24 protein-coding genes are annotated in these 24200 nt (G+C 73.3%); 10 read left to right on the plus strand and 14 right to left on the minus strand.

From position 1 onward, the window contains the following. Positions 1-66: 66 nt before the first annotated feature. Positions 67-2403: an endopeptidase La gene (gene lon / locus AB0B63_RS19575; protein ID WP_357020522.1), complete on the minus strand. Its 2337-nt coding sequence runs from the start codon at positions 2401-2403 to the stop codon at positions 67-69. Between the two features lie 243 nt (positions 2404-2646). Between lon and AB0B63_RS19580 the strand changes: the two genes are divergently transcribed. Next, a complete protein-coding gene (locus AB0B63_RS19580) occupies positions 2647-2994 on the plus strand; it encodes an Lsr2 family protein (RefSeq protein ID WP_208570699.1) in 348 nt (115 codons plus the stop codon). 422 nt (positions 2995-3416) lie between these two features. On the opposite strand, the gene AB0B63_RS19585 is transcribed toward AB0B63_RS19580, so the two are convergent. Both AB0B63_RS19585 and AB0B63_RS19590 read right to left on the minus strand, forming a co-directional pair. Beyond that, positions 3417-4724 (minus strand): hypothetical protein, encoded by a 1308-nt coding sequence (locus AB0B63_RS19585; RefSeq protein WP_357020527.1) that lies wholly within the window; start codon positions 4722-4724, stop codon positions 3417-3419. Positions 4725-5030: 306 nt separating this feature from the next. Further along, positions 5031-6161: a hypothetical protein gene (locus AB0B63_RS19590; protein ID WP_357020530.1), complete on the minus strand. Its 1131-nt coding sequence runs from the start codon at positions 6159-6161 to the stop codon at positions 5031-5033. A 3-nt stretch (positions 6162-6164) separates the two neighbouring features. Between AB0B63_RS19590 and AB0B63_RS19595 the strand changes: the two genes are divergently transcribed. Both AB0B63_RS19595 and AB0B63_RS19600 read left to right on the plus strand, forming a co-directional pair. Beyond that, positions 6165-7274, plus strand: a complete 1110-nt coding sequence (locus tag AB0B63_RS19595; protein ID WP_357020533.1) for a DICT sensory domain-containing protein — start codon at positions 6165-6167, stop codon at positions 7272-7274. A gap of 17 nt (positions 7275-7291) precedes the next feature. Then, positions 7292-8008 carry a helical backbone metal receptor gene (locus AB0B63_RS19600; protein WP_357020536.1) on the plus strand — a complete coding sequence of 239 codons (717 nt, stop codon included), beginning with the start codon at positions 7292-7294 and terminating at the stop codon, positions 8006-8008. Between the two features lie 33 nt (positions 8009-8041). On the opposite strand, the gene AB0B63_RS19605 is transcribed toward AB0B63_RS19600, so the two are convergent. After that, positions 8042-8731: a CBS domain-containing protein gene (locus tag AB0B63_RS19605; RefSeq protein WP_357020539.1), complete on the minus strand. Its 690-nt coding sequence runs from the start codon at positions 8729-8731 to the stop codon at positions 8042-8044. A 223-nt stretch (positions 8732-8954) separates the two neighbouring features. Here AB0B63_RS19605 and AB0B63_RS19610 point away from each other — a divergent pair, with 223 nt between their 5' ends. Further along, positions 8955-9518, plus strand: a complete 564-nt coding sequence (locus AB0B63_RS19610; RefSeq protein WP_357020542.1) for a hypothetical protein — start codon at positions 8955-8957, stop codon at positions 9516-9518. Between the two features lie 172 nt (positions 9519-9690). Further along, positions 9691-10074, plus strand: coding sequence for an FKBP-type peptidyl-prolyl cis-trans isomerase (locus AB0B63_RS19615; RefSeq protein WP_208570694.1), 384 nt, complete (start codon positions 9691-9693; stop codon positions 10072-10074). A 68-nt stretch (positions 10075-10142) separates the two neighbouring features. Here AB0B63_RS19615 and AB0B63_RS19620 read toward each other — a convergent pair whose 3' ends face one another. From AB0B63_RS19620 to pdhA, 6 genes are all read right to left on the minus strand, one after another. Beyond that, positions 10143-10511 carry an STAS domain-containing protein gene (locus AB0B63_RS19620; protein ID WP_357020544.1) on the minus strand — a complete coding sequence of 123 codons (369 nt, stop codon included), beginning with the start codon at positions 10509-10511 and terminating at the stop codon, positions 10143-10145. 178 nt (positions 10512-10689) lie between these two features. Continuing rightward, positions 10690-11964, minus strand: coding sequence for an Ig-like domain-containing protein (locus tag AB0B63_RS19625; protein WP_208570692.1), 1275 nt, complete (start codon positions 11962-11964; stop codon positions 10690-10692). Between the two features lie 178 nt (positions 11965-12142). After that, positions 12143-13822: a right-handed parallel beta-helix repeat-containing protein gene (locus tag AB0B63_RS19630; RefSeq protein WP_357020548.1), complete on the minus strand. Its 1680-nt coding sequence runs from the start codon at positions 13820-13822 to the stop codon at positions 12143-12145. A gap of 183 nt (positions 13823-14005) precedes the next feature. After that, a complete protein-coding gene (locus AB0B63_RS19635; protein ID WP_357020551.1) occupies positions 14006-15490 on the minus strand; it encodes a dihydrolipoamide acetyltransferase family protein in 1485 nt (494 codons plus the stop codon). Next, complete coding sequence (locus AB0B63_RS19640) at positions 15487-16503, minus strand: alpha-ketoacid dehydrogenase subunit beta (protein ID WP_204922894.1); 1017 nt, start codon at positions 16501-16503, stop codon at positions 15487-15489. The genes AB0B63_RS19635 and AB0B63_RS19640 overlap by 4 nt, the downstream gene beginning before the upstream one ends. Beyond that, positions 16503-17702 carry a pyruvate dehydrogenase (acetyl-transferring) E1 component subunit alpha gene (gene pdhA, locus AB0B63_RS19645; protein WP_357020770.1) on the minus strand — a complete coding sequence of 400 codons (1200 nt, stop codon included), beginning with the start codon at positions 17700-17702 and terminating at the stop codon, positions 16503-16505. The genes AB0B63_RS19640 and pdhA overlap by 1 nt, the downstream gene beginning before the upstream one ends. A 72-nt stretch (positions 17703-17774) precedes the next feature. On the opposite strand from pdhA, the gene AB0B63_RS19650 reads away from it, so the two are divergent. After that, positions 17775-18281 carry an Lrp/AsnC family transcriptional regulator gene (locus tag AB0B63_RS19650; RefSeq protein ID WP_208570688.1) on the plus strand — a complete coding sequence of 169 codons (507 nt, stop codon included), beginning with the start codon at positions 17775-17777 and terminating at the stop codon, positions 18279-18281. Positions 18282-18384: 103 nt separating this feature from the next. Here AB0B63_RS19650 and AB0B63_RS19655 read toward each other — a convergent pair whose 3' ends face one another. Further along, complete coding sequence (locus tag AB0B63_RS19655; RefSeq protein ID WP_357020556.1) at positions 18385-19356, minus strand: DNA primase small subunit domain-containing protein; 972 nt, start codon at positions 19354-19356, stop codon at positions 18385-18387. Between the two features lie 68 nt (positions 19357-19424). Next, positions 19425-19661 (minus strand): winged helix-turn-helix domain-containing protein, encoded by a 237-nt coding sequence (locus AB0B63_RS19660; protein ID WP_204922898.1) that lies wholly within the window; start codon positions 19659-19661, stop codon positions 19425-19427. A gap of 391 nt (positions 19662-20052) precedes the next feature. On the opposite strand from AB0B63_RS19660, the gene AB0B63_RS19665 reads away from it, so the two are divergent. After that, complete coding sequence (locus AB0B63_RS19665) at positions 20053-20673, plus strand: L-threonylcarbamoyladenylate synthase (protein WP_357020773.1); 621 nt, start codon at positions 20053-20055, stop codon at positions 20671-20673. Positions 20674-20763: 90 nt separating this feature from the next. Here AB0B63_RS19665 and AB0B63_RS19670 read toward each other — a convergent pair whose 3' ends face one another. Further along, positions 20764-21306 carry a hypothetical protein gene (locus AB0B63_RS19670; protein ID WP_357020560.1) on the minus strand — a complete coding sequence of 181 codons (543 nt, stop codon included), beginning with the start codon at positions 21304-21306 and terminating at the stop codon, positions 20764-20766. A gap of 138 nt (positions 21307-21444) precedes the next feature. Here AB0B63_RS19670 and AB0B63_RS19675 point away from each other — a divergent pair, with 138 nt between their 5' ends. From AB0B63_RS19675 to AB0B63_RS19685, 3 genes are all read left to right on the plus strand, one after another. Then, positions 21445-22176: a histidine phosphatase family protein gene (locus AB0B63_RS19675; RefSeq protein WP_208570681.1), complete on the plus strand. Its 732-nt coding sequence runs from the start codon at positions 21445-21447 to the stop codon at positions 22174-22176. Next, the gene (locus AB0B63_RS19680) at positions 22160-23029 is read left to right on the plus strand and encodes an NAD(P)H-hydrate dehydratase (protein ID WP_357020563.1); all 870 of its coding nucleotides are present in this window, start codon (positions 22160-22162) and stop codon (positions 23027-23029) included. The genes AB0B63_RS19675 and AB0B63_RS19680 overlap by 17 nt, the downstream gene beginning before the upstream one ends. 89 nt (positions 23030-23118) lie before the next feature. Continuing rightward, a complete protein-coding gene (locus tag AB0B63_RS19685) occupies positions 23119-23619 on the plus strand; it encodes a hemerythrin domain-containing protein (protein ID WP_357020566.1) in 501 nt (166 codons plus the stop codon). Between the two features lie 101 nt (positions 23620-23720). Here AB0B63_RS19685 and AB0B63_RS19690 read toward each other — a convergent pair whose 3' ends face one another. After that, on the minus strand, positions 23721-24146 hold the full coding sequence (locus tag AB0B63_RS19690) for a helix-turn-helix domain-containing protein (RefSeq protein ID WP_357020569.1): 426 nt from the start codon (positions 24144-24146) through the stop codon (positions 23721-23723). Between the last annotated feature and the right edge of the window lie 54 nt (positions 24147-24200).

Below are 24200 nucleotides of genomic sequence, written 5' to 3' on the forward strand. Positions count from 1 at the left end.
CGGCCCTGACGGCCCCCGACGCCCGGTGGGACGCCGAGGGCCGTGGACGCGGTCGGGCGAGGCCGGTCAGGCGGCCCCGACCGGCCGGCCGCCGAGCGTCTCCGCGTCGATCTCGGCCGGGCGCAACGCCAGGGCGAGCACGTCGGCCACGTCGGCCAGGGTGTGCACGGTCAACGCCTCGCGTACCTCGGTGGGCAGGTCGTCGAGGTCCGGCTCGTTGCGGGCCGGGATGATCACCTCGGTCAGGCCGGCCCGGTGCGCGGCGAGCAGCTTCTGCTTCACCCCGCCGATGGGCAGCACCCGCCCGGACAGCGTCACCTCACCGGTCATCCCGAACTCGGGCCGTACCGGCCGACCGGTCACCAGCGACGCCAGTGCGGTGACCATGGTGATGCCGGCGCTCGGGCCGTCCTTGGGCACCGCGCCCGCCGGCACGTGCAGGTGGATCCGGCGTCCGGCCAGGACGTTCGGGTCGAGGCCGTAGCGCCGCCCGTTGGCGCGCAGGTAGGACAGCGCGATGTGGGCGGACTCCTTCATCACGTCGCCGAGTTGCCCGGTGAGGGTCAACCCGGGCTCACCGTCCATGCTCGTGGCCTCGATGAAGAGCACGTCACCGCCGGCGCCGGTGACGGCCAGGCCGGTGGCCACGCCGGGCACCGCCGTGCGCTCCGCCGACTCCGGGGTGAACTTCGGCCGGCCCAGGTAGCCGGCCAGGGTGCCGGTGTCCACCCGGACCGGGGCCGGGTCGGTCGTCAGGGTCACGGCGACCTTGCGCAGGATCTTCGCCAGGGCCCGTTCGAGCTGCCGGACGCCGGCCTCCCGGGTGTACTCGCCGGCGATCAGCGCCAGCACCTCGTCGGTGACGGTCACCTCGTCGGCGGTCAGGCCGGCCCGCTGGAGCTGCCGGGGCAGCAGGTGGTCGCGGGCGATGGCGACCTTCTCGTCCTCGGTGTAGCCGTCCAGGGTGACCAGTTCCATCCGGTCCAGCAGCGGGCCGGGGATGCTCTCCACCACGTTGGCGGTGGCCAGGAAGAGCACGTCGGACAGGTCGAGGTCGACTTCGAGGTAGTGGTCGCGGAAGGTGTGGTTCTGGGCCGGGTCGAGCACCTCCAGCAGGGCGGCGGCCGGGTCCCCGGCGTACCCCGCGGCGAGCTTGTCGACCTCGTCGAGGAGCACCACCGGGTTCATCGAGCCGGCCTCGCGCAGCGCGCGGACGATCCGGCCGGGCAGCGCGCCGACGTAGGTGCGCCGGTGCCCACGGATCTCGGCCTCGTCGCGGACGCCGCCGAGGGAGACCCGGACGAAGTTGCGGCCCAGCGCGCGGGCCACCGACTCGCCGAGGCTGGTCTTGCCGACTCCGGGCGGGCCGGCGAGGGCGAGCACCGCGCCGGAGCCGCGCCCGCCGACCACCCCGAGGTTGCGTTCGGCACGCCGGTTCCGCACCGCCAGGTATTCCAGGATGCGGTCCTTGACGTCGGCCAGGCCGGCGTGGTCGGCGTCGAGCACCGCCCGCGCCGCCGCCAGGTCGGTGTCGTCCTCGGTACGGGTGCTCCACGGCATCTCCAGCACCGTGTCCAGCCAGGTGCGGATCCACCCCGCCTCCGGGGAGGCGTCGCTGGCCCGTTCCAGCTTGCCGACCTCACGCAGTGCCGCCTCACGGACCTTGTCCGGCAGGTCGGCGGTCTCCACCCGGGAGCGGTAGTCGGCGGAGCCGTCCGGCTCGTCCTCGCCCAGTTCCTTGCGGATCGCGGCGAGCTGCTGGCGGAGCAGGAACTCCCGCTGGGACTTCTCCAGCCCCTCCCGGACGTCACTGGTGATCTGTTCGGTGACCTCCTGCTCGGCCAGGTGGTCCCTCACCCAGCCGACGAGCAGCTCCAGCCGGGCGGTGACGTCCTGAGCGGCGAGCAGTTCGGTCTTCTGCGCCAGGCTGAGCCACGGCGCGTAGCCGGCCGCGTCGGCCAGCTCGGACAGGTCGGTCATCCGTTCCATCGCGTCGATGACCTGCCAGGCGCCCCGCTGCTGGAGGACCGAGGTCATCAGGGCGCGGTACTCGCGGGCCAGGTCGCGGGCGCGGCCGGCGGGAGCGGGTTCGTCGAGTCGGGTGGCCTCCACCCAGAGGGCGGCGCCGGGTCCGGGGACGCCGGAGCCGATCCGGGCACGGGCCAGGCCACGCACCACGGCGGCGGGTTCGCCGTCGGGGAGGCGGCCCACCTTCTCGATGGTGGCGATCGTGCCGACGGGGCCGTACTCGCCGTCGATGCGGGGTACGGCGAGCAGGGTGTTGTCGCCGCCGGCCCGGGCGGCGTCGACGGCGGCCTGGGTGGTCGGGTCGAGGGTCACCGGGATGACCATGCCGGGGAGCAGGACGACGTCGGTCAGGGGAAGTACCGCGAGGGTTGCCATCGGACACCTGCCATCACTTGAGGTTGAGCGTGTCTCACTCAAGTCACAAACCGTGCCCCATGTTCCGGGATGTGACCCAGGACACATCCCGCCCGCGCCTCCACCCTCCGCCAGCATTGGTCGGACCCGGATTTCCCAGGATTGACCCGACCCGCCAAATGAAAGAGAGGCGTATTGTTGCGGATTTGCCGTCAGATACGTCAAACTCTTAGCACACCCCGCTCAACACAGGGAGTAATGGCGATGGCAAGGAAAGTAATCACCGTTCTGACCGACGACCTCGACGGCGGAAAGGCCGATCGGACCGTCGAGTTCAGCCTGGACGGGGCGGCGTACACCATCGATCTCTCCGACGAGAACGCGGGGGTGCTGCGCAAGACGCTCGACGCGTACATCACCGCTGGCCGCCGAATGGGGCGGGGCGCGGTCGAGACCGGTCGGCCGGCTCGCCGCCCCGCTCGCGCCGGGGTCTCGGGAATGGACCGCGAGCAGAACCGCGCCATCCGGGAATGGGCGACCAAGAACGGCCACGAGATTTCCGAGCGTGGCCGCATCCCGGTCTCGGTCGTGGAGGCGTGGAAGAGCCGCTGAGGGGCGGTCAGGTCACGAACGGACGCGCCGGGGTCACGCTGAGATAACAGCGGCGACCCCGGCGCTTTTCGCCGTGTCCACAATTTCCACCCGCTGCGCCGTCACCGAAAACCCTTGCCGGCCCGCCCGGCCCTGACCGCCCGGAACGCCCCCCACCGCGGGCCGTTCGGGACACACCGCACCGCGGGACGCCCGGAACGCCCGGAACGCACCGCTGGCCGTCCGCAACGCACCGTCCCGCTGGCCGTGGAATGCGTCGCTTCGCTGGCCGCCCGGAACGCGGGGCCTCCGGAACAGGATCGCCACCCGCCGGCCGCACCGGGCCGCAGCGTCGGCCTCCGGAAGAAGTGGACCCACCCGAACGGCCACGGGCCGCCCCGGGGAGTTCCCGGGGCGGCCCGTGGCCGTTGTCGCCTGTCCGGTCAGTTGACCCGGATGCGCACCACGTCGAAGGCGGGGGTCTGGTTGGCCCGCTCCATCATCGGCACCCGGTGCGAACCGTCACCGGCCCAGACCGCGCACTGCGCCGTACCCGACTGCGGCAGGCCCGGGATCTGGATGGTCACGTCGTCGGACTGGTTGCCGCCCTTGCCGTCCTCGGTGGCCACGAAGAACGCCGGGACGTCCTGCGGGTTCGACGGGGCCTGGTTGGTGTTCTGCAGCATCCGGCAGGCGGTGTGGAAGTGACCACGGGTGAGGCCCTGACCGTTGAGCACCGAGCTCTCCAGGTAGTAGCCGCCCTGCCCGGCCGCCAGGAACCGGTCACGGACCAGGTTGCGGGTGGAGACCTTCAGGCTGAACGCCTGGTTGCGCTGCACCTGGTTGGGGAACTGCGTGATCAGCAGCGACGGGTTGTTGGCCGCCGCGCCGACCTCGCCGAACGCGGTGCTGACGCAGCGGTTGCCGTTCTGGAAGCCGTCGTGCGGCTGCAACCGGCTGTTGGCGCAGTCCTTGGCGAGCACGCCCAGGGCGTTGCCGTTGTTGCCGTTCTGGCCGCCGTTGTTGTTGCCACCGTTGTTGCCGTTGTTGCCGCCGTTGTTGTTCTGGCCGCCGTTGTTGCCGTTCTGGCCGCCGTTGTTGTTGCCACCGTTCTGGCCACCGTTGTTGGCGGCGGCGGCGACCTGGCAGCCGGCGAGCTGCTCCAGGCCCTGCGGGCGCTGGGCGAACCGGCCGATCGCGGTGGCGATCCGGTTGAGAGCGGACCGCCGCTTGTCGGCCAGCGGGCCGAGGATCGCGTTGTCGATGAACGCCTTGCCGTTGCGCCCCTCGGCCGCCAACCGCTTGTTGGCGTCGTCGATCTGGGTCTTCAGCAGGGCGAGTTCCTTGTCCACCTCGGCCTTGGCCTGGGCCGGGATCTGCGGCAACCGGGGGGTGACCTCCGGGCAGGCCACCGTCGAGGCCAGCGTGGTCACCGGCGCGTTGCCGGCCTTCACGGCCTGGCACTCGGCGACGGACATCTGACCGTCACCCCAGTGGTTGCGGACCCACCGGCCGTTCTGCCAGGTCTGGGTGGTGCTGCCCCGCCCGCTCGGCGAGGTGGCGCCGGGGCTCGGTGCGACACAGGCCGACGAGACGTTGCGGGCCTGCTGCTGCCGCGGCTTGTCCCCGGCCGATGAGATCTGGGTGACGGCGGCAATACCGCCGAAGACGACGAGCGCACCGACCGCCGCCAGCAGCCGCTTGCTCCGCGCGTTACCGGACGACCGGCGTGCCCCTGTGGACCTGCGCATCGAATTGCTCTCCTTCTCGATCCGGTACCTGACTCGTGTCCCCGACGAGGAGACGACCTTCGGGTCGGTCTCCCCCACCGGGGTCACTGCGACGTTCCGGTCGCACGTCGATGGCCGACGATGCCTTTCCGCACCGTCCGCCGCGTCGGGTGGCGCGGCTGGGAAGATCCTGTCCATTCCCGCTTAGGTACGGGCCGGCCCGGACGAAGGTTCAAAGCGGATCGAGGAATCCGGGACCATTTTTCGGCCGGCCCGGATTGTCACCACACGTCGCCGAAAAATGACGCCGGGTCGTTCCCGGGTGGGTCACTCCCCGCAGAGGTGACCGAAGGCGAACGGGGTGGCCAACTCGTCGCGCCGGTCCCGCAGCACGCAGATCTGCCGGCGCAGCTCGTCCCGGTCGAGCAGGGCCGATTCGTCGGCCACAGCCACCGCCGGCCGGTCAGCCGCCGCCAACCGGTCGCCCACCGCCACCGCCGCGAGGTCCTCGGCCAGCCGGGCGGAGTCCACCCCGCAGTGCCACCGCGCCTCGGACACCGTGACCCGCTCCACCAGGCAGCGGCCGGGCCGCACCTCGACCCAGCTCCACCCCTCGGCCGTCCCGTCGCGCCACCGCACGTGCAGCCCGCGCACGATCGGATCACTGAGCCGCCGCGACACGTACGCCTCGACGGCCGCCGCCCGGGACAGCGCGCCGAGGTCGTTCACCGCTCCGGTGCGCCCGTCAGGCAACCGGCCGACGATGTCCCGGTAACCGACCGGGATGTCGTCCGGGTCGTCGCCACCGGCACCAGCACCGGCGGCGTAGGCGCGGGCGTCGATGACGTACGTGATGATCCGTCGGCCGTGGTCGGCGGCCCGCAGCGTCGGCGAGCCGATCCGCAGCACCGGCAGGCCCACGGCGGCGCAGACCGCCGCGACCATCCGCTCGGTCCGCTGCCCCGCCGACCCGGCCGGCGCGGTCGGGCCGACGGTCAGGGCGAACAGCGGCACGCCGGTGTCGGCCGCGCAGACGACGTGGTCGAACTCCGCGCGCAACGCCGAACTCCACTGGTGCCCGGTGACGCCGGCCGGCCGCCGCGACACCAGGTCGCCGAGCCGACGGGCGGGGTACACCGCCTGGCCGGCCCGGACGAACAGCGGCGCGGCCCCGGCCGGAACCGGCCGCAGCCGGGCCCCGTCGTCGGTGGCGGTACGCGTCATCGTCGGGTCGGTCCGTCCGTGGCAGGAGAGGTGACCGGCCGAGTCTAGGACGTCGACCCCCGTGCCCGCCTCGTCGGTGCGGCCGGTGGACCCGGCACCGAGCGGTCGATACGGGCGGCGGGCCGGCGCTGGGCCGTCGAAGCGGACGATGAGCCCGGCAGCCGGGCCGTCGATGCGGGCGGCGGGTCCCGCACCAGGCGGTTGGTGTGCCCCGACCGGGATCTCTACGCTCACGGGGTGCTGCACGACGGACCGGCCCCGGAACTGTTGACCAAGCGGAGTCTCGTCACGGTCTCCCACGCCATCGAGCGGTCGGCGCTGGCCACCGCCGAGGACGGCCCGCTGGTGGTGATCGCCCTGTTCCAGCGGATGCCGTACTTCCAGCGGGAACGGGCCCGCTACACACGCATCGCCGCGGGTGCGGCGGTCACCGTGGTCGGACTGGTCGGGCAGGCACTGCCGGAGCTGCCCGACGGGGCGTACCCGGTGGCGCTGGAGGAGACCGAGGAGCTGGCCCGGGAGTGGAGCGTGGTGGCCCTGACCCCCCGCTTCGGGGCCAGCCTGGTGGCCCGGGACCGGCGGGAGGTGGTGGCCGCCGACACGCTGGAGGAGGGCCGGCTCTTCGCCGGCCGCTGGGGGTTCCGCCGGGACGAGGCGCTGCACGAGGTGATCCGGCTGCGGGCGCACCTCGGCGACCGGCTCCCCCCGGCCGCGCTGACCGCTATCGATCAGGTGCTGCGCCGGGTCCGGGACCTGCCGGCGACCCCCGGTGAGAGCCGGGCGGAGGCGGCGTTGCGGCTGATGGCCGAGCGCGTCGACCGGGCCCCCCGTGGCGGGCCGGGACGGTCCGCCGAACCGGTCGCGGGACCGCCGGGCCTGGTGGACGAGCCGGCCCTGCGCCGCTGGACCGGAATGGACGGGGTGACCGCCGCCGGCACCCTGCCGGTGGCCCTGATCGGGGTCCGGATCGGTGACCCGACCCGCTCCGCCGAACGCTTCGGACGCCGCAGCACCGCCCGCGAGGCGCAGGCGGTGATCGCCGCGCTGACCGCCCCACTGCGCCCGCTCGACCGGGCGATCCGCCTCGCCCCCGACGAGTACCTGCTGGTCCTGCCCGCGTTGAGCCGGGAGGAGGCGCTGGCGGTGGCCGGTCAGGTGCACACCTCGGTCGCCGGGCTGGCCCGGTCGTACCCGTTCGTGTCCTTCGCGGTGCACACGGCGGTCACCGTGACCGACCGGCGGCCGATGCCGGTGGCCGAGGTCCGGCACGCCGTCGAGTGGGCGGCCCGGGAGGGCGTACCGATCGCCACGGTGTCCCGGGAGACCGTCGCGAGCGCCGCCCACTGAGCACGGGAGGGGACACGATGCGGGTCGTCTCGCTGGTGCCGTCGCTGACCGAGGCGGTGGCGGTGACAGTGCCGGAGCTGCTGGTAGGGGCGACCGACTGGTGTGTGCACCCGGCGGGTCTGGACGTGGCCCGGGTCGGCGGCAGCAAGTACCCCGACCTGGATCGGGTCCGGGCGCTGCGGCCGGACCTGGTGCTGCTCAACGTGGAGGAGAACCGGCGGGCCGACGCCGACGCGCTCAGCGCGGCCGGGGTGCCGGTGCTGGTCACCTACCCGCGTACCGTGCCGCAGGCCCTGGACGAGTTGGCCGGGCTGCTCGCCGCGCTGGGGGTGACCGGGGAGCCGGGCTGGCTGACCGACGCCCGCCGGGCCTGGGCCGCACCCGCCGTCGGGGCAGGGGTACGCCGGGCCGTGGTGCCGGTGTGGCGACGGCCGTGGGTGGTGCTCGGCGGGGACACCTTCGCCGGGGACGTACTGCGCCGGCTCGGCGTGGTCAACCTCTACGACGACGACCCCGAGCGCTATCCGCGCCCCGACCTCGACGCGTTGCAGGCCCGCCGGCCCGACCTGGTGGTCCTGCCCGACGAGCCCTACGCGTTCACCGCCGACGACGGGCCGGACGCCTTCCCCGGCACCGACTGCGCGCTGGTGTCCGGCCGGCACCTCACCTGGTACGGCCCGTCGCTGGCCGAGGCGCCCGCGCTGCTCACCGCCCAACTCGCCACCCCGGTCTGACCATCCGTCCCGGGCGGGTGCTCGGGGTGACGGTCAGGCCACCGGGGTGATCCCCCGCTCCACCAGGCCGGCGTCGTCGACGTCGTACCCGATGGTGCTGGTGACCTGGACCACGCCGCTGACCTGGCCGGCGAGTTTCTCCGCCAGCTCGGCGGCGGTCCGCCGGTCCAGCCGGCCGTCCAACCGCACCGCGCCGTCGCGGACCTGCACGGTGACCAGCCCGTCCCGCACGGCCAGCACCCGCCGCAGCACCTCCTGCACCACGTCCTCGCGGATCTCGGCGTCGGTGCGCAGGTGCACCCGCAGCAGGTCGCCGCGGGTGACGATGCCGACCAGCCGGCCCAGGTCGTCGAGGACCGGCAGTCGCTTGACCGCCTCCCGGTCCATCAGCCGGGCCGCCGCCGGCAGCGACGCCCCGGGGTGGGTGGTGACGGCCGGCGCGGTCATCAGCTCCTTCGCCAGCAGCGCCTCGGCCTTCTCCCGGGACACCCGACGACGTCGCCCGGCGAAGACCCGCCGCTCCTCCTGCACCCCGGAGTGCTCCACCTTGTGCAGCAGGTCCGCCTCGGACACCACCCCCAGGACCCGCCGGAAGCCGTCCACCACCGGCACCGCGCTGATGCCGCGCCGGATCAGCACGTCGACGATCGCCCGGTAGGGGGTCTCCTCCCCCACCGTGGCGACCTCCCGGGTCATCACGTCGTCCACCTGCCATGTCCTCATCACGACCTCCTCGGGCTCTCCCGGCCGACGTTAGGGCCGGCCCGACCGGTCGGGGCAGAGGCCGCCGGACCGGTGCCGCGGAGGCCGAAGGTCCCGTCGGGAGGGCCGTGGCAGGGGACTTAGGTCCCGCCCCGGCACGTACCGGTCGGCCCTGCCGGGACGGCCGCGAACGGCGTGGAATGTAACTGCCACCGGGAAGTGCGGTGCCAGGCAGAGAAGGGACGTGGGAACCATGACCGCGACGATCGAGCGGAACACCACCGCAAGGACCGCACCGGTGGCCGGAACCGAGACCACCCGGCAGCGCGCCGCCCGCTACGTCTGGGCCGGGACCCGGATCGCGCTCGGCTGGATCTTCCTCTGGGCCTTCCTGGACAAGCTGTTCGGCCTCGGCCACGAGACCGCGACGAAGAACGCCTGGATCAACGGCGGCAGCCCGACCAAGGGTTTCCTGGCCTTCGGTGCGAAGGGTCCGTTCCAGGGGCTCTACCAGGACATCGCCGGTGCGGCCTGGGCCGACTGGCTGTTCATGATCGGCCTGGCCGGCATCGGGGTGGCCCTGCTGCTGGGCATCGGGATGCGGGTCGCCGCGGTCGCCGGTGGCCTGCTCATGGTGCTGATGTGGACCGCCGTCCTGCCCCCCGAGAACAACCCCTTCATGGACGACCACCTGATCTACGCCGCGGTGCTGGCCGGTCTCGCCCTGGTCGGCGCGGGGAACACCCTCGGCTTCGGCCGGGTCTGGGCCACCCTCCCGCTGGTACGCCGGTTCGGCTGGCTCCGGTAACCGACCGCGAGCGCCGACCGGCCGGCAGGGGCGCCACCTCGACGGTGGCGCCCCTGCCGCGCGTCCACCCCTGCCCGTGGGGTCCGGCGTCGGGCCCTACGGGAATAGGTCCGTCACGATCGGGCAGGATCGACACCGACCGGACGATCGTGCGACGACGAGGAGATCAGCAATGAACACGCCCCAGGCAGGTAAGCCGGAGATCGGCCCGATCGAGGGCGCACCCCCGGCCGACCTCGTCATCGAGGACATCACCGTCGGCGACGGCCCCGAGGCCCAGCCGGGCCAGCTGGCCAACGTGCACTACGTCGGGGTGTCCCACTCCACCGGGCGCGAGTTCGACGCCTCCTGGAACCGGGGTGAGGCGTTCGAGTTCCCGCTCGGCGGCGGCCAGGTCATCGCCGGCTGGGACCAGGGCGTGGTGGGCATGAAGGTCGGCGGTCGTCGCCGGCTCACCATCCCGCCGCACCTGGGCTACGGCAGCCGGGGCGCGGGCGGCGTCATCAAGCCGAACGAGACCCTGGTCTTCGTCGTCGACCTGCTCGGCGTCCGCTGACCACCGGCGGGGTCGCCGGCACCGGCCGGCGGCCCCGCCGGCACGCCGGCGGGCGGGCGCGTGGCCGGTCAGGCGCAGGCGGCCAGGGGGCGGTGCGTGACCCCGACCGGGGCGTCGCCGTGCCGGACCGCGATGATCCGGTGCAGGCCGGTGGCACGCAGCACCCGGGCGACCACCGGATCGGGGTCGACCACGACCAGCTCGCCGCCCCGGGCCCGGACCCGCAGGTGCGCGGCGACCAACGCCCGCACCCCGGCGGCGGAGAGCACCCGGACACCGGACAGGTCGAGCCGCAGCAGCGGACGGACCGGTGCGGCCCAGAGGGCGACCCGGAACTCGCCGACGGTGGCGATGTCGATCTCACCCACCACGCTCACCTCGACCACGTCGTCGGCCACCCGGAGCCGCACGTGGAACCGGTCCTCTCCCTGCGTCATGCCCCGAATCTAGCCCCCACCTCCGACGTTTCCGCCCTGCCAGAGGCGGGTTTCCGGGTAGTCCCAGGGTCGCCCCGGAGCTGACCCTGACTCCTTCTCAGGGTGGACCCACGCGGTGTGCCGTGGTCGGCCCGTCACGACGGGCCGACCACGGCGCACCACACCTACCCGGGCCTGGTCAGCCGCCGCTGGCCGACGGCGCGGGAGCCGGCGACGAGCCACCGGCGACCACCCCCGGATGCGGCGGGCTGGTGGCGGGCGCCGGCTTCAACCCCGGCGGTACGGGCAGCGCGCTGCCCCTGGCGAACTCGGCCCAGCCCGTGTTCCAGGCCGTCCAGCCGTTGCCCGGCCGCAGCGGCACCTCGGTGCCCTTCACGGTGACCAGGTCGCCGACCTGGGTGACGCCCATCAGCCAGTCGGCGGCGGTGGACGACACGTTGGCGCAGCCGTGCGAGACGTTGGTGTAGCCCTGGTCCCCCTCCGACCACGGCGCGGCGTGGATGAACTCGCCGCCCCAGGTGAGGCGCTGGGCGTCCTCGACGTCGACCACATAGCCGCCGTCGGGCTCGCCCCGGGTGTCGAAGCGGGTCTGCTGGTGCTTCTCCATGATCACCATCTTGCCGCTGGAACTCGGGGTGCTCGGCTTGCCGAGACTGACCGGGATCCTGCGGACCAGCTTGCCGTCCTGGAAGACCGACATCTGCTTGGTGGCGTTGTCGATGTCCAGGGCGACCTGCCGGCCGATCTTCGAGGTGGACCGCCGGTCGGCGTCACCGACGTACTCCTTGCCGATCGGCAGCCCCTCCAGCGCGGACCGGACACTGATCGTCGTCCCGCTGCGCCAGAAGTCGGGCGCGCGGTAGTAGACCTGACTGCCGTCCTCCAGCCACGACCAGGTGCCCGGCTGCGGCGGATCGGTCTTCACGAACAACCGTCGCTGCACGGCCGCTCTGGCCGCTGCGGGAACTGCCGGTTCGAACGCCACCGTCACCGGCATCGCGGTGCCGTACGTCTGGTTGCCGGCGAAGTAGAGCACGCTGGTCAACGCCTGCCGGGTGGTGTTCGCCACCGTGGTGAACGTGGTGCGCCCGACGGTCGTGCGGCCCGCGTCACCGGTCGCGGTCACCTCCGCGGTGTAGGTCCGGCCACCACTCAACGGGGCCGCCGGCACCCAGCTCGACCCGTCCTCCCGCGGCTCCCCGGCGACGGACTTCCCCTTGTCGTCGGTGAGCTTCACACTGGTCACCCGCCCGTTGTTCACGGTGGTGCCGACCTCCGCGCTGACCGGTACGTCCTTCGCCCGATCGGCCGGCGTCACCGACACCGTGGGGGCCGCCGGCCCACCGGGCGCCGCCCCGGCCGCCGGCTTCCGCTCGGCGGTACACCCGCCGAGGACCAGCGGTGTGGCTGCGATGGTCACCGCCAGAAGCGTCAATCGCCGCCTCACGTCCATATTCCCGTCCCCCCGTTCCCCGTCCCCTTGGCCACATTCTGTACGGCGTTTCTCGGGCCGGGTCACGCTTTCGGGGAACCGGGCGGGCAACGGCCGGCCTTATCGACCCCATCGATGCCGGACGGGCCGCACGGGCACCGGATGTCCGGGATCGACCGCGTCGGGGCGGCACTGACAGTCAGTCCCAGTCCTGGTCACCGTGGTTGCGGTTCCACCGCCCACCGACCGGCGGGGTGTCCAGTCGGATGGCTGCCACCGCGTTACCGGCCAGGTCGTTGTCCTCCACCCGGCAGGAGACACAACTGCCCCGGGAGGTGATCCAGAGCCCGTGGGTCTGGGTGCGTTCGGGATGGTTGTCCCAGATCCGGTTGCCGCGCACCGTCGCCGAGTCGAACGCGGCGTCGATCGCGATGCCGGCCCGGGTCGGCGGCGCGTCAGGCAACTCGTACGGGGTGCCCGGCAGCGGGGTGTCCCCGCTCCACGCGGAGTGGGCGTCCGGGCGGACCGGGGCGAGGTGCAGTTCGGTGGCGGTGTTGGCGGCCACCACCGCCACCCGGGAGCCGACCCGCAGCACCTTGCCCCGGTGACTGTCCTGCGCCCAGTTCGCCGAGCGGTCGACCACGGACCGGGCGCTGTAGCGGACCGACTCGCCGCCGCCGCAGGACGCCTCGGCACACTGCCGGCCGTTGTTGCGGATCCGGTTGTCGAGCAGCATCGCGTCGGTCATCGGCCGGTCCACCCGGATCGCGTCCAGGCCGTTGCCCCAGAACTCGTTGCTCTCCACCACCACGTCCTGCGCCGGGTGCGGATAGCCGCGACCCAGGTCGTGCTGGTGGTAGCCGTAACCGCCGTTGCTGCTGATCCGGTTGCCCCGCACCGTGTACGGGCCCGGGGTGTTACCCATGCTGATCCCGTCGCCCACGTTGCCGTCGATGACGCAGTCGGTGAGCAGCCCACCCCGGCCGGCGACGCCCGAGGTGCCGTTGCCCGACACGTCGTAGCCGGCCTCCAGGTTGCCGGTCATCGTGCAGCCGGTGACGATCAGCCCGTCGGCGCCCCAGTCCGAGATGCCGAACCGGTTGCCCTGACTGTGGCAGCCGATGATCCGGTAGCCGCGCGGCGGCGTCCAGTGGTCCTTCTGGAGTTCCAGGAAGATGCCGTTGGTGCCGTTGGCCAGGGCGGTGCAGTTGGCGATGGTGAGCCGTTCCATGTCGCCCCAGCCGCCGATGCCGATGCCGATGCCCGCGCCGCCCATCTGCTCGCCGTTGTCCAGCCGGCCGCAGCCGACCACCACCACCCCGTCGACCAGGGTGTCCTGGAGGAAGTCGCAGCCCAGGCCGCTGGCCGCCGTGTGGTGGATGTAGAGGTTGCGGAACACCCCGCGCACGACGTACTGCAACCCGAGGCCCTTGGCCAGGTAGTTGTACTCGGCCAGGGCCACCCCGGAGCCGTCGATCTCGAAGTCGGCGAAGGTGCAGTCGGCGATGTGCCGGTCCCGGTCCGCGCCGTGCTGCAGCACCGTCCAGAACGCCAACGGCGTCGGGTCGCTGCGGTTGCCCTCGTTGCTGAGCAGGAACCGGGTGGCGGCCGGGCCGGCGCCGATCAGCGAAACCCCGCTGCGCCACACCGTGCCGGCGTCCCGGATGGAGTAGATGCCCGGCGGGCACCAGATCACCCGGGCCCGCCCGTCGGCCGCGTAGCCGTCGCCGAGCCGGTCCACCAGGGCGGCGAGCGCCGGCTGGTCGTTGGTCACCCCGTCGCCGGTCAACCCGTGGTCGTGGGCGTTGCACCACAGCGGCGCCCCGGCGACGGGGGGACGGCGGTCCCGCACGGCGACGGGCAGACCCTGGTACGGCACGGTGGCTCCTCTCGGCGGTGCGTCCACGACCGACGCGGCGGGTTCACGGCCGACGGCGGTTTCCCGGCCCACCGACCGGAAAACCCGCCCGCCCACCGCCGGCCCGTCCGGAACCGGACGAACACCGGACAGCGCGACGGAGCCGGTCACCCCGCCCAGGGTGACCGGCTCCGGGCGTACCGCTCAGACGTTCGCCACCAGCAACGCCGGCTGTTCGACGCAGTCGGCAACGTGCCGCAGGAAGCCACCGGCCACGCCGCCGTCGCAGACCCGGTGGTCGAAGGTGAGGCTGAGCTGGGTCACCTTGCGGACGGCCAGCTGCCCGTCGACCACCCACGGCTTGTCCACGATCCGCCCCACCCCGAGCAGCGCCGCCTCCGGGTGGTTGATGATCGGGGTGGAACCGTCCACCCCGAACACGCCGTAGTTGTTGAGGGTGAACGTGCCGCCGGTAAGCCGGGCCGGCGACAGGGTGCCGGCGCGGGCGGCGGCGGTGGTCTCGGCCAGCGCGGCGGCCAACTCCCTGGTGGTCAGCCGCTGGGCGTCGCGTAGCACCGGCACGAGTAGGCCCCGGTCGGTCTGCGCGGCGATGCCCAGGTGCACCCCGGCCGACTGGACGATGCGCTGCCCCTCGGTGTCGACGTGCGCGTTGAGCTGCGGGAATCGGCGCAGGCCGCTGAGGCAGATCCGGGCCAGCAGGGCCAGCACGCTGACCGGGGCGTCCGGGGTGGCCGCGTTGATCGCCGCCCGGGTGGCCAGCAACGCGGTGGCGTCCGCGTCCACCCAGATGGTGACCTCGGGGATCTCCCGACGGCTGCGGGAGAGCTTGTCGGCGATCACCCGGCGGATGCCGGTCAGCGGGATGACCACGTCGGACGCCTCGGCTGGGGCCGGCCCGACGTGCGCCGCCGGGGCCGGGTCCGCGACGGGCCGGCCCGGTTCGTCGGTGTGCCGCTGCGGCGCGGTGGTCAGGGCGGCCTCCACGTCGCTGCGGCGGATCACGCCGCCGAGGCCGGTGCCCCGCAGCCCGGCCAGGTCGACCCCGTGCTCGCGGGCGAGCCGGCGCACGATCGGCGAGATGACCAGGGGGGCCGTCCCGCCGGCCGGCGCGGTGCCGCCTCCGGCCGGCGGGACGACGCCGTCGGTGGACATCCCGGTGGCCGGGGTGTCCGTCCCCGCGCCGGCCGGGACCCTCGGCGCGGACGACGGGCCGACGGTGCCAACGGGGACGGGCCCGGCGGCCGGCTCCGCGACGGGCGCGGCGGCCGGCTCGGGGGCCACGGTCAGCCGGGGGCGTCGCCGCCGCCGGGTGCCGCCGTGGCCGGTGCCGTACCCGATCAGGACGTTGCCGGAGCCGGCCCGCTCCTCCTCGCGGTAGGTGGCGTGCCCGGCGGGTTCGTCGCCGCCGTCGGCCGGCGCGACGGTGATCAGCGGCTGGCCGACCGGGCGCGTCTCACCGGCCGCGCCGTGCAGGGCGACCACCCGCCCGGCGTACGGGCAGGGCACGTCGACCACGGCCTTGGCGGTCTCCACCTCCACCACGCTCTGGTCCACGGTGACCACGTCACCGACGGCGACCTTCCACTCGACGATCTCGGCCTCGCTCAGCCCCTCGCCGAGGTCGGGCAGGAGGAAGACCCGGGTGCCGGTGGCGGTGCGGGCGCTCACGCCGCGCTCCCCTGCACCAGCCAGCGCGGATCGGGCCGGTCGTCCCACTGGAGGCGGGCCACGGTGTCGAGGACCCGGTCCACCCCGGGCAGGTGGGTGTGCTCCAGCATCGGCGCCGGGTAGGGGATGTCCAGCCCGGCGACCCGCAGCACCGGGGCGTGCAGGGCGTGGAAGCAGCGCTCCTGCACCCGGGCGGCGATCTCCGCGCCGACCCCGGCGAAGCCCTGCGCCTCGGTGATCACCACGCACCTGCCGGTACGGCGCACCGAGGCGGTGACGGTGGCGTCGTCGAACGGCACGATGGTGCGTACGTCGACGACCTCCAGGTCCCAGCCGTCCTCCCTGGCGGCCTCGGCGGCCTCCAGCGCCACCGGCACCGCCGGGCCGTAAGCGACCAGGGTGGCGTCGGTGCCGGGACGGCGCACCACGGCCCGGCCGAACGGGGCGGTACGGGCCGGCAGTTCAGCCTCGCCGCTGGCGAAGTAGAGCTTCTTCGGCTCCAGGAACACCACCGGGTCCGGGTCGGCGATCGCCTCCCGCAGCAGCGAATACGCGTCCTCCACGGTCGCCGGGGTGACCACCTTCAGGCCGGGGGTGTGCGCGTAGTACGCCTCGGACGAGTCGCAGTGGTGCTCCACCCCACCGATGCCACCGGCGTACGGCACCCGGATGACCATCGGCACGCTCAACGCGCCCCGGGTGCGGTTGCGCAGCTTCGCCACGTGCGAGGCGATCTGCTCGAACGCCGGGTAGGCGAACGCGTCGAACTGCATCTCCACCACCGGCCGCAGCCCGGACATGGCCAGGCCGACGGCGAAGCCGACGATGCCGGCCTCGGCGAGCGGGGTGTCGAAGCAGCGCTTGTCACCGAACCGGGCCTGCAACCCGTCGGTGATCCGGAAGACCCCGCCGAGCTGTCCCACGTCCTCGCCGAAGACGAGCACCCGCTCGTCGTCGAGCATCGCGTCGGCCAGCGCGGCGTTGAGCGCCTTCGCCATGGTCATGGTGGCCATCAGGCGTCCCCCTCCGCATCGGCGGACAGCTCGGCCCGGACCATCTCGCGCTGCTCGACCAGTTGCGGGGTCGGTTCGGCGTAGACGTGCTCGAACAGGCTCAGCGGGTCGACGGTCGGCTGGGCGTGCATCCGGTCCCGCAGGTCGGCGGCGTACGCCTCGGCCTCGGCGGCGATCTGTGCGACCGCCGCGTCGTCCAGCTCGCCCCGGCTGCGCAGGTACGCCTCCAGCCGGGCCACCGGGTCGCGGTCCCGCCACGCCTCGACCTCGTCGGGGTCCCGGTAGCGGCTGGCGTCGTCGGCGTTGGTGTGCGCCTCCATCCGGTAGGTGTGCGCCTCCACCAGGTACGGCCCGTGCCCGGCGCGGGCGTGCGCCACCGCCCGGGTGAGCACCGCCAGGACGGCGACGGGGTCGTTGCCGTCGACCTGCTCGCTGGGCACCCCGTAGCCGACGCCCTTGTAGGCCAGGCTCGGCGCGGCGGTCTGCCGGGACAGCGGGACGCTGATCGCGTACTTGTTGTTCTGCACGAAGTAGACGACCGGGGCCTTGAACACGGCGGCGAAGTTGAGCCCCTCGTGGAAGTCGCCCTCGCTGGTCGCGCCGTCGCCGATGAAGGCCAGCGCGACGGTGTCCCGCCCCTGGTAGGACTCGCCGTAGGCCAGGCCGGCGGCGTGCACGCACTGGGTCGCCAGTGGGGTGCACTGCGGCGCGGTGTGCACCACCGTCGGGTCGTACCCGCAGTGCCAGTCGCCGCGCAGCAGGGTGAGCACCTCGACCGGGTCGATGCCCCGGGCGGTCAGCGCCATCGACTCCCGGTAGGTGGGGAACACCCAGTCGTCGTCGCGCAGCGCCAGCACCGCGCCGACCTGGCACGCCTCCTGGCCGCGCGAGGACGGGTAGACGGCGAGCCGGCCCTGCTTGGTCAGGGCGGTGGACTGTGCGTCGAAGCGCCGGCCGACGACCATCCGCCGGTACATCTCGCGCAGCGCCTCGACCGGCGGTGCCGGCAGGTCGGCGCGGGGCGGCAACGGGGTGCCGTCGGGGTCGAGCAACCGGACCGGCTCGGTCTGCGGGAGCAGACCGGCGGTGGGGTCGGGGGCGACCGGGGTGGCCGGTCGACGGGTACGCGGGGATGCCCTGCGGACCGCCTGGGGTGTGGTCGTCACGGCGGGGACCTCCTGGACGTGTGGTGGCCCTATGCTCCTGCCGTTGGATGATTGACTCAACATCCGTGATGAACGCGGGACGATTGGCCTACCGGGGAGTATCTGATGAGCCAGCAGACCAGCCCGCCGCCGGGCCCGCCGGGCGGAACGGGACGTTCGGTCACGCCGCTGGACGAGGTGGACCGACGGGTCCTCGACGAGCTGACCCGGGACGGCCGGCTGTCCATGCGTACGCTCGCCGAGCGGGTGCACGTGTCGCGCACCAACGCGTACGCCCGGGTGGAGCGGCTGCTACGCGACGGGGTGATCACCGGGTTCCGGGCCCGGGTGGCACCCGAGCCGGCTGGGTTGGGCACCTCGGCGTACATCTCGTTGACCATCCAGCAGAACACCTGGCGGGAGGTGTCGGCGGAGCTGGCCCGGGTGCGCTACATCGAGCACGTGGCGCTGCTCAGCGGGGAACACGACGTGTTGGCGCTGGTCCGCGCGCCCGACAACGCCACCCTGCGCGACGTGGTGCTCAGCCGGGTGCAGGGCATCGCCGGGGTGCTGTCCACCCGCACCTGGCTGGTCTTCGACGAGTTCGACGGGGCCGGCAGCCCCTGGGCCTGAGTGTCGGCCCGACCGGCGCGGTCGGTGTGTCGGCCAGCCCGACCGGGGCGGTCGGCGTTGCGGCGGGGCAGTCGTCCGGCCGGTCAGCGTCCGGCGTGGTCGGTCAGCGTTCCGGTGGGGCGGCCAGGCCGGCGCGGTCGGCCAGGGCCAGCAGCGGCTCCAGCGAGAAGCGGTCGCCGTCCAGGCCGGCGTGCGGGTCGCCACGCTCGGCGAACCGGGCCGGCATGGTCAGCACGTCGAAGTCCTCCGGGCGGGCGTCGTCCAGCTCCGCCCAGTCCAGTGGGGCCGACACCAGCGCCGCCGGGGTGGGCCGGATCGAGTACGCCGACGTCACCGTGTGGTCGCGGGCCATCTGGTTGTAGTCGATGAAGACCGGCCGATCGCGCTGCTCCCGCCACCAGGTGGTGGTGACCAGGTCGGGCAGCCGACGCCCCAGCTCGTGGCCCAGGGCCAACACCGCGCGCCGGCACTCCCCGAAGCTCCACCGGGGCTCGATGGACAGGTAGACGTGCAGGCCGCGCCCGCCGGTGGTCTTGGGGTAGCCGACCATGCCCAGCTCGGCGAGGAAGGCCCGGACCTCGTGCGCCACCGGCACCACCTGCTCGAAGCCGACCCCCGGCATCGGGTCCAGGTCGATCCGGAGCTGGTCGGGGCGCTCCACGTCGGACGCCGTCACCGGCCACGGATGGAACCGCAGGGTGCCGAGGTTGGCCGCCCAGATCACCACCGCCAGCTCGCCCGGCGCGACCTCGTCGGCGGTACGACCACTGGGGAAGGTGAGGTGTGCGGTGCGCACCCAGTCGGGAGCGCCGGCCGGAAGCCGTTTCTGATAGAAGGCGTCACCCCGGTTGTCCTGCCGGGTGCCGATCTTCGCCCCCTCGAACACGCCGCGCGGCCAGCGCTCCAGCATCGTGGGGCGGTCCCGCAGGGCACGCAGGATGCCGTCGCCGACGGCGAGGAAGTAGCCCACCACGTCCCGCTTGGTCAGCCCGCGCTCAGGAAAGTAGGGCTTGTCGGGGCTGGAGACGCGGACCAGCCGCTCCCCCACCTGGATCTCCTCGGCCGCCGTCGCCACGCTCACACGGTAACGGCCACCCCCGACACCCGGAGCCGGCTCACCGGATCGCAGCGATACGCGGAGGGCTACGCCTCGGGTTGCCCGACGTAGGTGCCGCGCTGCGGAACGGTGTAGACCAGCCCACGCTCGCGAAGCTCCGCGACGGCACGCCGGGCGGTCCCCCGGGCCACCCCGAACTCCTGCACGATCGCCGCTTCGCTCGGAATCGGCCGATGCGCCGCGAGGTCACCGTTGCTGATCCGACCAGCCAAGATGTTCGCCACCTGGCGGTAGACCGGCACCGGGCCGTCTGGATCGATCATGGCAAGAAACTAATCGAGCCGAGACGAGGTAGGTTCTCTAGCTACGTCTCTAGACGTTCATGCTTGTACACCACTACCGTAAGTGGCAGCTCGTGACGATCAGTCATCTGGGCTGCCGGTAGCGGTCCGGGTACCTGATCGGGGATCGGTGCCCGGATCTGCCCGTACCCGGAGGGGTCCCATGCCGATGGACGACGGACCGGTCACGCCCGCCCTGGTCATCTGGACCGCGCAGCAGGTGCTGGCGCAGCACCACGAGACGCCGGACAGGCCGCCGCCCCCGCGCCGGTGCTTCCAGTGCCGCGACGACGGGTGCCACATGTTGACCTGGGCGCGCGACGTGCTCCGGGCTCACCGGCGACCGCCGCCACTCCCCACTAGGCTCGCCGCCATGGCGATCTATCTCGACGTACACCCGGAGAACCCGCAGCCCCGGACGATCACCCGGGTGGTCGACCTGCTGCGCGGCGACGGCCTGGTCGCCTACCCGACGGACTCGTGTTTCGCGCTCGGCTGCCAGCTCGGCAACCGGGACGGCCTCGACCGGATCCGGGAGATCCGGCACCTGGACAGCAAGCACCACTTCACGCTGGTGTGCCGGGACTTCGCGCAGCTGGGCCAGTTCGTGCACATCAACAACGCGGTGTTCCGGTCGCTTAAGGCGGCCACCCCGGGCAGCTACACCTTCATCCTGCCCGCCACCAAGGAGGTGCCGCGCCGGCTGCTGCACCCCCGCAAGAAGACCGTCGGGGTACGCATCCCCGACCATCCGGTCGCGCAGGCGCTGCTGGCGGCGCTGGGTGAACCGTTGGTGTCGAGCACCCTGCTGCTGCCCGGCGAGACCGAACCGATGACCCAGGGCTGGGAGATCAAGGAACGGCTCGACCACGCGATCGACGCGGTGCTCGACTCCGGCGAGTGCGGCACCATGCCCACCACCGTGGTCGACTTCTCCGCCGACGAGCCGGAGATCGTCCGCTACGGCGCGGGCGACCCGACCCGCTTCGAGTAGGTCCAGCCGCCCTCGACCGGCCGGACACCCCTGCTCTGCTGCCCGTCACGCGACAGGGCGCGGCGGGGGTACGGCCAGCCGTCGACCGGGTCAGGAACCGGATTCGGCCGGCGGCAGCGGCAGCGGCTCCACGACCGGGTCGACGCCACGGGCCGAGTGGACCGGTGCCGGCCGGGCAGGACCCGTCGTCCGGCTGTGCCGGCGGCCCGCGCCCGGGGACCCGGAGTGCCGGGACACCTCGCAGGTGACCAGGTGGATCGGGGCCGGTGGCACGGCGAACCGCCCCGGACCCCAGCGCACCCAGAGGGCGACCCGGCCGGCGGCGGCCTCCGCCGTGAGCTTCTCCCAGGTACGCCGCCGGTCGGTGTGGTCGACCTCGATCACCACGGGCGGCCCGTCCCGGCGGGCACACGCCACGTCCAGCACCGAGTGCCGGTCGGTCATCGGCGGTGGCAGAGGCAGCACGCTCGCCGCCCGACGGTAGGACCGCCAGCCCTGATCGGCGGCCCAGGCCAACGCGGCGTCGATGATCCGCGCGGTCACCTCGTCGGTGCCCAGGTCGGTGAACTCCAGCCGGGCCAGCCATCCGGTGAGCGATGCCGCCAACCGTTCGCCGTCCACCCCACCGTCCACGGGGGCAGGGTATCGGCCCGCCGGCAGCGGGCCGCTGCCGGACCAACGAACACGGCACCGCGACCAGCGGGGCACGACGGGCGTTGCGCCGGTCGGACGGGCGGTTATCCGGGTCGGGCCGGGGGTAGGCAGGGGGACATGGCGGAACTGGGGGCGCTGTGGATCGTCCGGCACGGGGAGAGCACCGCGAACGTCGCCGCCTCGGCGGCCGAGTCGAACGGCGCGGAGCTGATCGACCTGACCCACCGGGACGCCGACGTGCCGCTGTCGGACACCGGCGAGCAGCAGGCACGGGCCACCGCCCGCTGGCTGGCCGGCCTGCCGGCGGACCGCCGACCCGACGTGGCGGTCGTCTCGCCGTACCTGCGGGCCGTGCGGACGGCGGAACTGGCGCTGGCCGACACCGGCATCCCGGCGAGTGTCGACGAACGGCTACGCGACCGTGAACTGGGCATCCTGGACGGATTGACCGGGCACGGGGTGGCCCGCCGGTTCCCCGACGAGGCGGCCCGACGGCACCGGCTCGGCAAGTTCTACTACCGGCCGCCCGGCGGTGAATCCTGGACCGACGTGGCGCTGCGGCTGCGTACCCTCCTCGGCGACCTGCGCCGCGACCACCAGGGGCGGCGGGTGCTGCTGTTCGGGCACGACGCCCTGGTGTTCCTGCTCCGCTACCTGGTGGAGGGGCTGACCGAGGCGGAGCTGATGGGGTTGACCCGGGAACACGTGATCGCCAACTGCTCGGTGACCGGCTGGTCGGCCGACGCCACCGGCCGGCTCACCCCGGACACCTTCAACGACGTCACCCACCTGCACGCGCAGGGCGCCCCACCCACCACGGAGGACGAGATCCATGCCGAACCGGTCTGACACCCGGGTCATCACCCCGGGACTGCTGCGCGACTGGGCCCTGCCGGTGCCGACCGGCGGCAAGGACAACCGGGGCACCGTCCTGGTCGTCGGCGGTTCCCGGTTCACCCCGGGCGCGGTGCTGCTGGCCGGGGTGGCCGCGCTGCGCGCCGGGGCGGGGGTGCTGCAACTGGCCACCGCCGAGTCCACCGCCGCCGCGCTGAGCATCCAGGTGCCCGAGGCGATGGTGGTCGGCCTGCCGGAGACCGCCGACGGCGCGGTCGCCGGAGACCCGGGCGACCGCCTCGGTGAGCTGGTCGAACAGGCCGACGTGGTCACCGTCGGGCCGGGCCTCAACGACATCGACCAGACCCGCGCCCTGCTGCGCCTGGTGCTGTCGGCAGCCGGGCCGCACACCGCACTGGTCTTCGACGCGTACGCGCTGGGCGCGCTCAGCCACGAACCGGACCTGCTGGTCGGCGCGGACCGGAAGGTGGTGCTGACCCCCAACCTCACCGAAGCCCGGCACCTGCTCGGCCGCGACCCCGGCGACGACCTGGACGCCGACTCCCGCGAACTGGCCCACCGGTACGAGGCGGTGGTCTCCCTCTACGGGCACATCGCCACCCCCGACGGCCAGAGCTGGCGGGAGGAGAGCGGCGACGCCGGGCTGGGCACCTCCGGCAGCGGCGACGTGCGGGCGGGGCTGCTCGCCGGGCTGCTCTCCCGGGGTGCGGAGCCGGCCCAGGCGGCCTGCTGGGCAGCCTGGGTGCACGCGGTGAGCGGGCAACGGCTGGTGCCCCGGTTCGGCCGCATCGGGTTCCTCGCCCGGGAACTGCTCGACGAGATCCCGCACACCATCGCCACCGTCTGAGCGTGCCGGACGTTCACCGGCCGCGATCCGTTTGCGCAGTTCGTCCGGGGGTACCGGGATTGCCGTCAGCCGATCAAGGAGGTCTGCCGGTGTCCACCGACGCCATCGTCCTGCTCAAAGAGGACCACAAGGAGATGCGCCGACTCTTCCGCGAGTTCGAAAAGGCGCAGGAGGGCCCGGCCGGTCGCCGCCGCAAGGTGGTCAACGAGATCGTGGCAGCCCTCACCACCCACACCTACCTCGAGAACGAGGTGATGTACCCGCAGGTCCGCAAGCTCCTACCGGACCTGGAGGACGACATCCTGGAGTCGTACGAGGAGCACCACGTCGCCGACGTGCTCTGCGCCGAGCTGTCCGCGATGGACGCCTCCGACGACCACTTCGTCGCCAAGACCACGGTGCTGATCGAGAACGTCGAGCACCACATCGAGGAGGAGGAGCAGGAGTGGTTCCCCAAGGTGCGGGAGGCGCTCGGCCGCAACCCGCTCCAGGAGATCGGTGAGCAGATGATCGCGCTGCGCCCGGACGCGCCCCGCTCCCCCAGCGACCCGAAGGCGATCAAGAGCGCCCGGCACGCCACCACCGCCTGACCCGCCCGTCCGACCCGAACCGCGTCCGAGGGGCCCGACCGTCCGGTCGGGCCCCTCGCCGCGCGCGAGGATGCCTGCGGTTGCGCCCCGGGTGAGGCAGGTCAGCGTGGTCTGGACGACGTCGCGGCGGTGACCGGGTGTCGGGCGGCGGCGAGTTCGGGCTCGTGGCGGACCGCCCAGTCGGCGAGGCCGGACAGCGGGCCGAGCAGGCTCTGCCCGAGCGGGGTGAGCCGGTACTCGACGCTGGGCGGGACGGTGGGATGCACCTCGCGCAGGACCAGGCCGGCCGACTCCAGACCGCGCAGGGTGCGGGTCAGCATGCGTTGGCTGATCCCGCCGATGGCCCGGTGCAGCTCGTTGAAGCGGTACGGCTGACGGCCCAGCAGGACCAGCACCAGCATCGACCACTTGTCACTGAGCAGCCGCAGCAGCCCGGTGACCGGACAGCCGTCGTACTCGTCGGCCGGGACGGGCGTCGGCAGGGCCGCCGCGACCAGGGAACGAACACCCGTGTTCGGTACGGACATGAGACTGCCTTCTTCCGCTGTCGCCGGCCTCCGCGAAGGATTGTGCCGGTCGTG

Origin of the sequence: Micromonospora sp. NPDC049081 (assembly GCF_040648835.1) — a bacterium.
GTDB classification, from domain to species: domain Bacteria; phylum Actinomycetota; class Actinomycetes; order Mycobacteriales; family Micromonosporaceae; genus Micromonospora; species Micromonospora antibiotica.

Coding starts and splice junctions, on each gene's coding strand:
- lon (WP_357020522.1), bottom strand. CDS start 2,403: ATGGCAACCCTCGCGGTACTTCCCCTGACCGACGTCGTCCTGCTCCCC.
- AB0B63_RS19580 (WP_208570699.1), top strand. CDS start 2,647: ATGGCAAGGAAAGTAATCACCGTTCTGACCGACGACCTCGACGGCGGA.
- AB0B63_RS19585 (WP_357020527.1), bottom strand. CDS start 4,724: ATGCGCAGGTCCACAGGGGCACGCCGGTCGTCCGGTAACGCGCGGAGC.
- AB0B63_RS19600 (WP_357020536.1), top strand. CDS start 7,292: ATGCGGGTCGTCTCGCTGGTGCCGTCGCTGACCGAGGCGGTGGCGGTG.
- AB0B63_RS19605 (WP_357020539.1), bottom strand. CDS start 8,731: ATGAGGACATGGCAGGTGGACGACGTGATGACCCGGGAGGTCGCCACG.
- AB0B63_RS19615 (WP_208570694.1), top strand. CDS start 9,691: ATGAACACGCCCCAGGCAGGTAAGCCGGAGATCGGCCCGATCGAGGGC.
- AB0B63_RS19620 (WP_357020544.1), bottom strand. CDS start 10,511: ATGACGCAGGGAGAGGACCGGTTCCACGTGCGGCTCCGGGTGGCCGAC.
- AB0B63_RS19625 (WP_208570692.1), bottom strand. CDS start 11,964: ATGGACGTGAGGCGGCGATTGACGCTTCTGGCGGTGACCATCGCAGCC.
- AB0B63_RS19640 (WP_204922894.1), bottom strand. CDS start 16,503: ATGGCCACCATGACCATGGCGAAGGCGCTCAACGCCGCGCTGGCCGAC.
- AB0B63_RS19650 (WP_208570688.1), top strand. CDS start 17,775: ATGAGCCAGCAGACCAGCCCGCCGCCGGGCCCGCCGGGCGGAACGGGA.
- AB0B63_RS19660 (WP_204922898.1), bottom strand. CDS start 19,661: ATGATCGATCCAGACGGCCCGGTGCCGGTCTACCGCCAGGTGGCGAAC.
- AB0B63_RS19665 (WP_357020773.1), top strand. CDS start 20,053: ATGGCGATCTATCTCGACGTACACCCGGAGAACCCGCAGCCCCGGACG.
- AB0B63_RS19675 (WP_208570681.1), top strand. CDS start 21,445: ATGGCGGAACTGGGGGCGCTGTGGATCGTCCGGCACGGGGAGAGCACC.
- AB0B63_RS19680 (WP_357020563.1), top strand. CDS start 22,160: ATGCCGAACCGGTCTGACACCCGGGTCATCACCCCGGGACTGCTGCGC.
- AB0B63_RS19690 (WP_357020569.1), bottom strand. CDS start 24,146: ATGTCCGTACCGAACACGGGTGTTCGTTCCCTGGTCGCGGCGGCCCTG.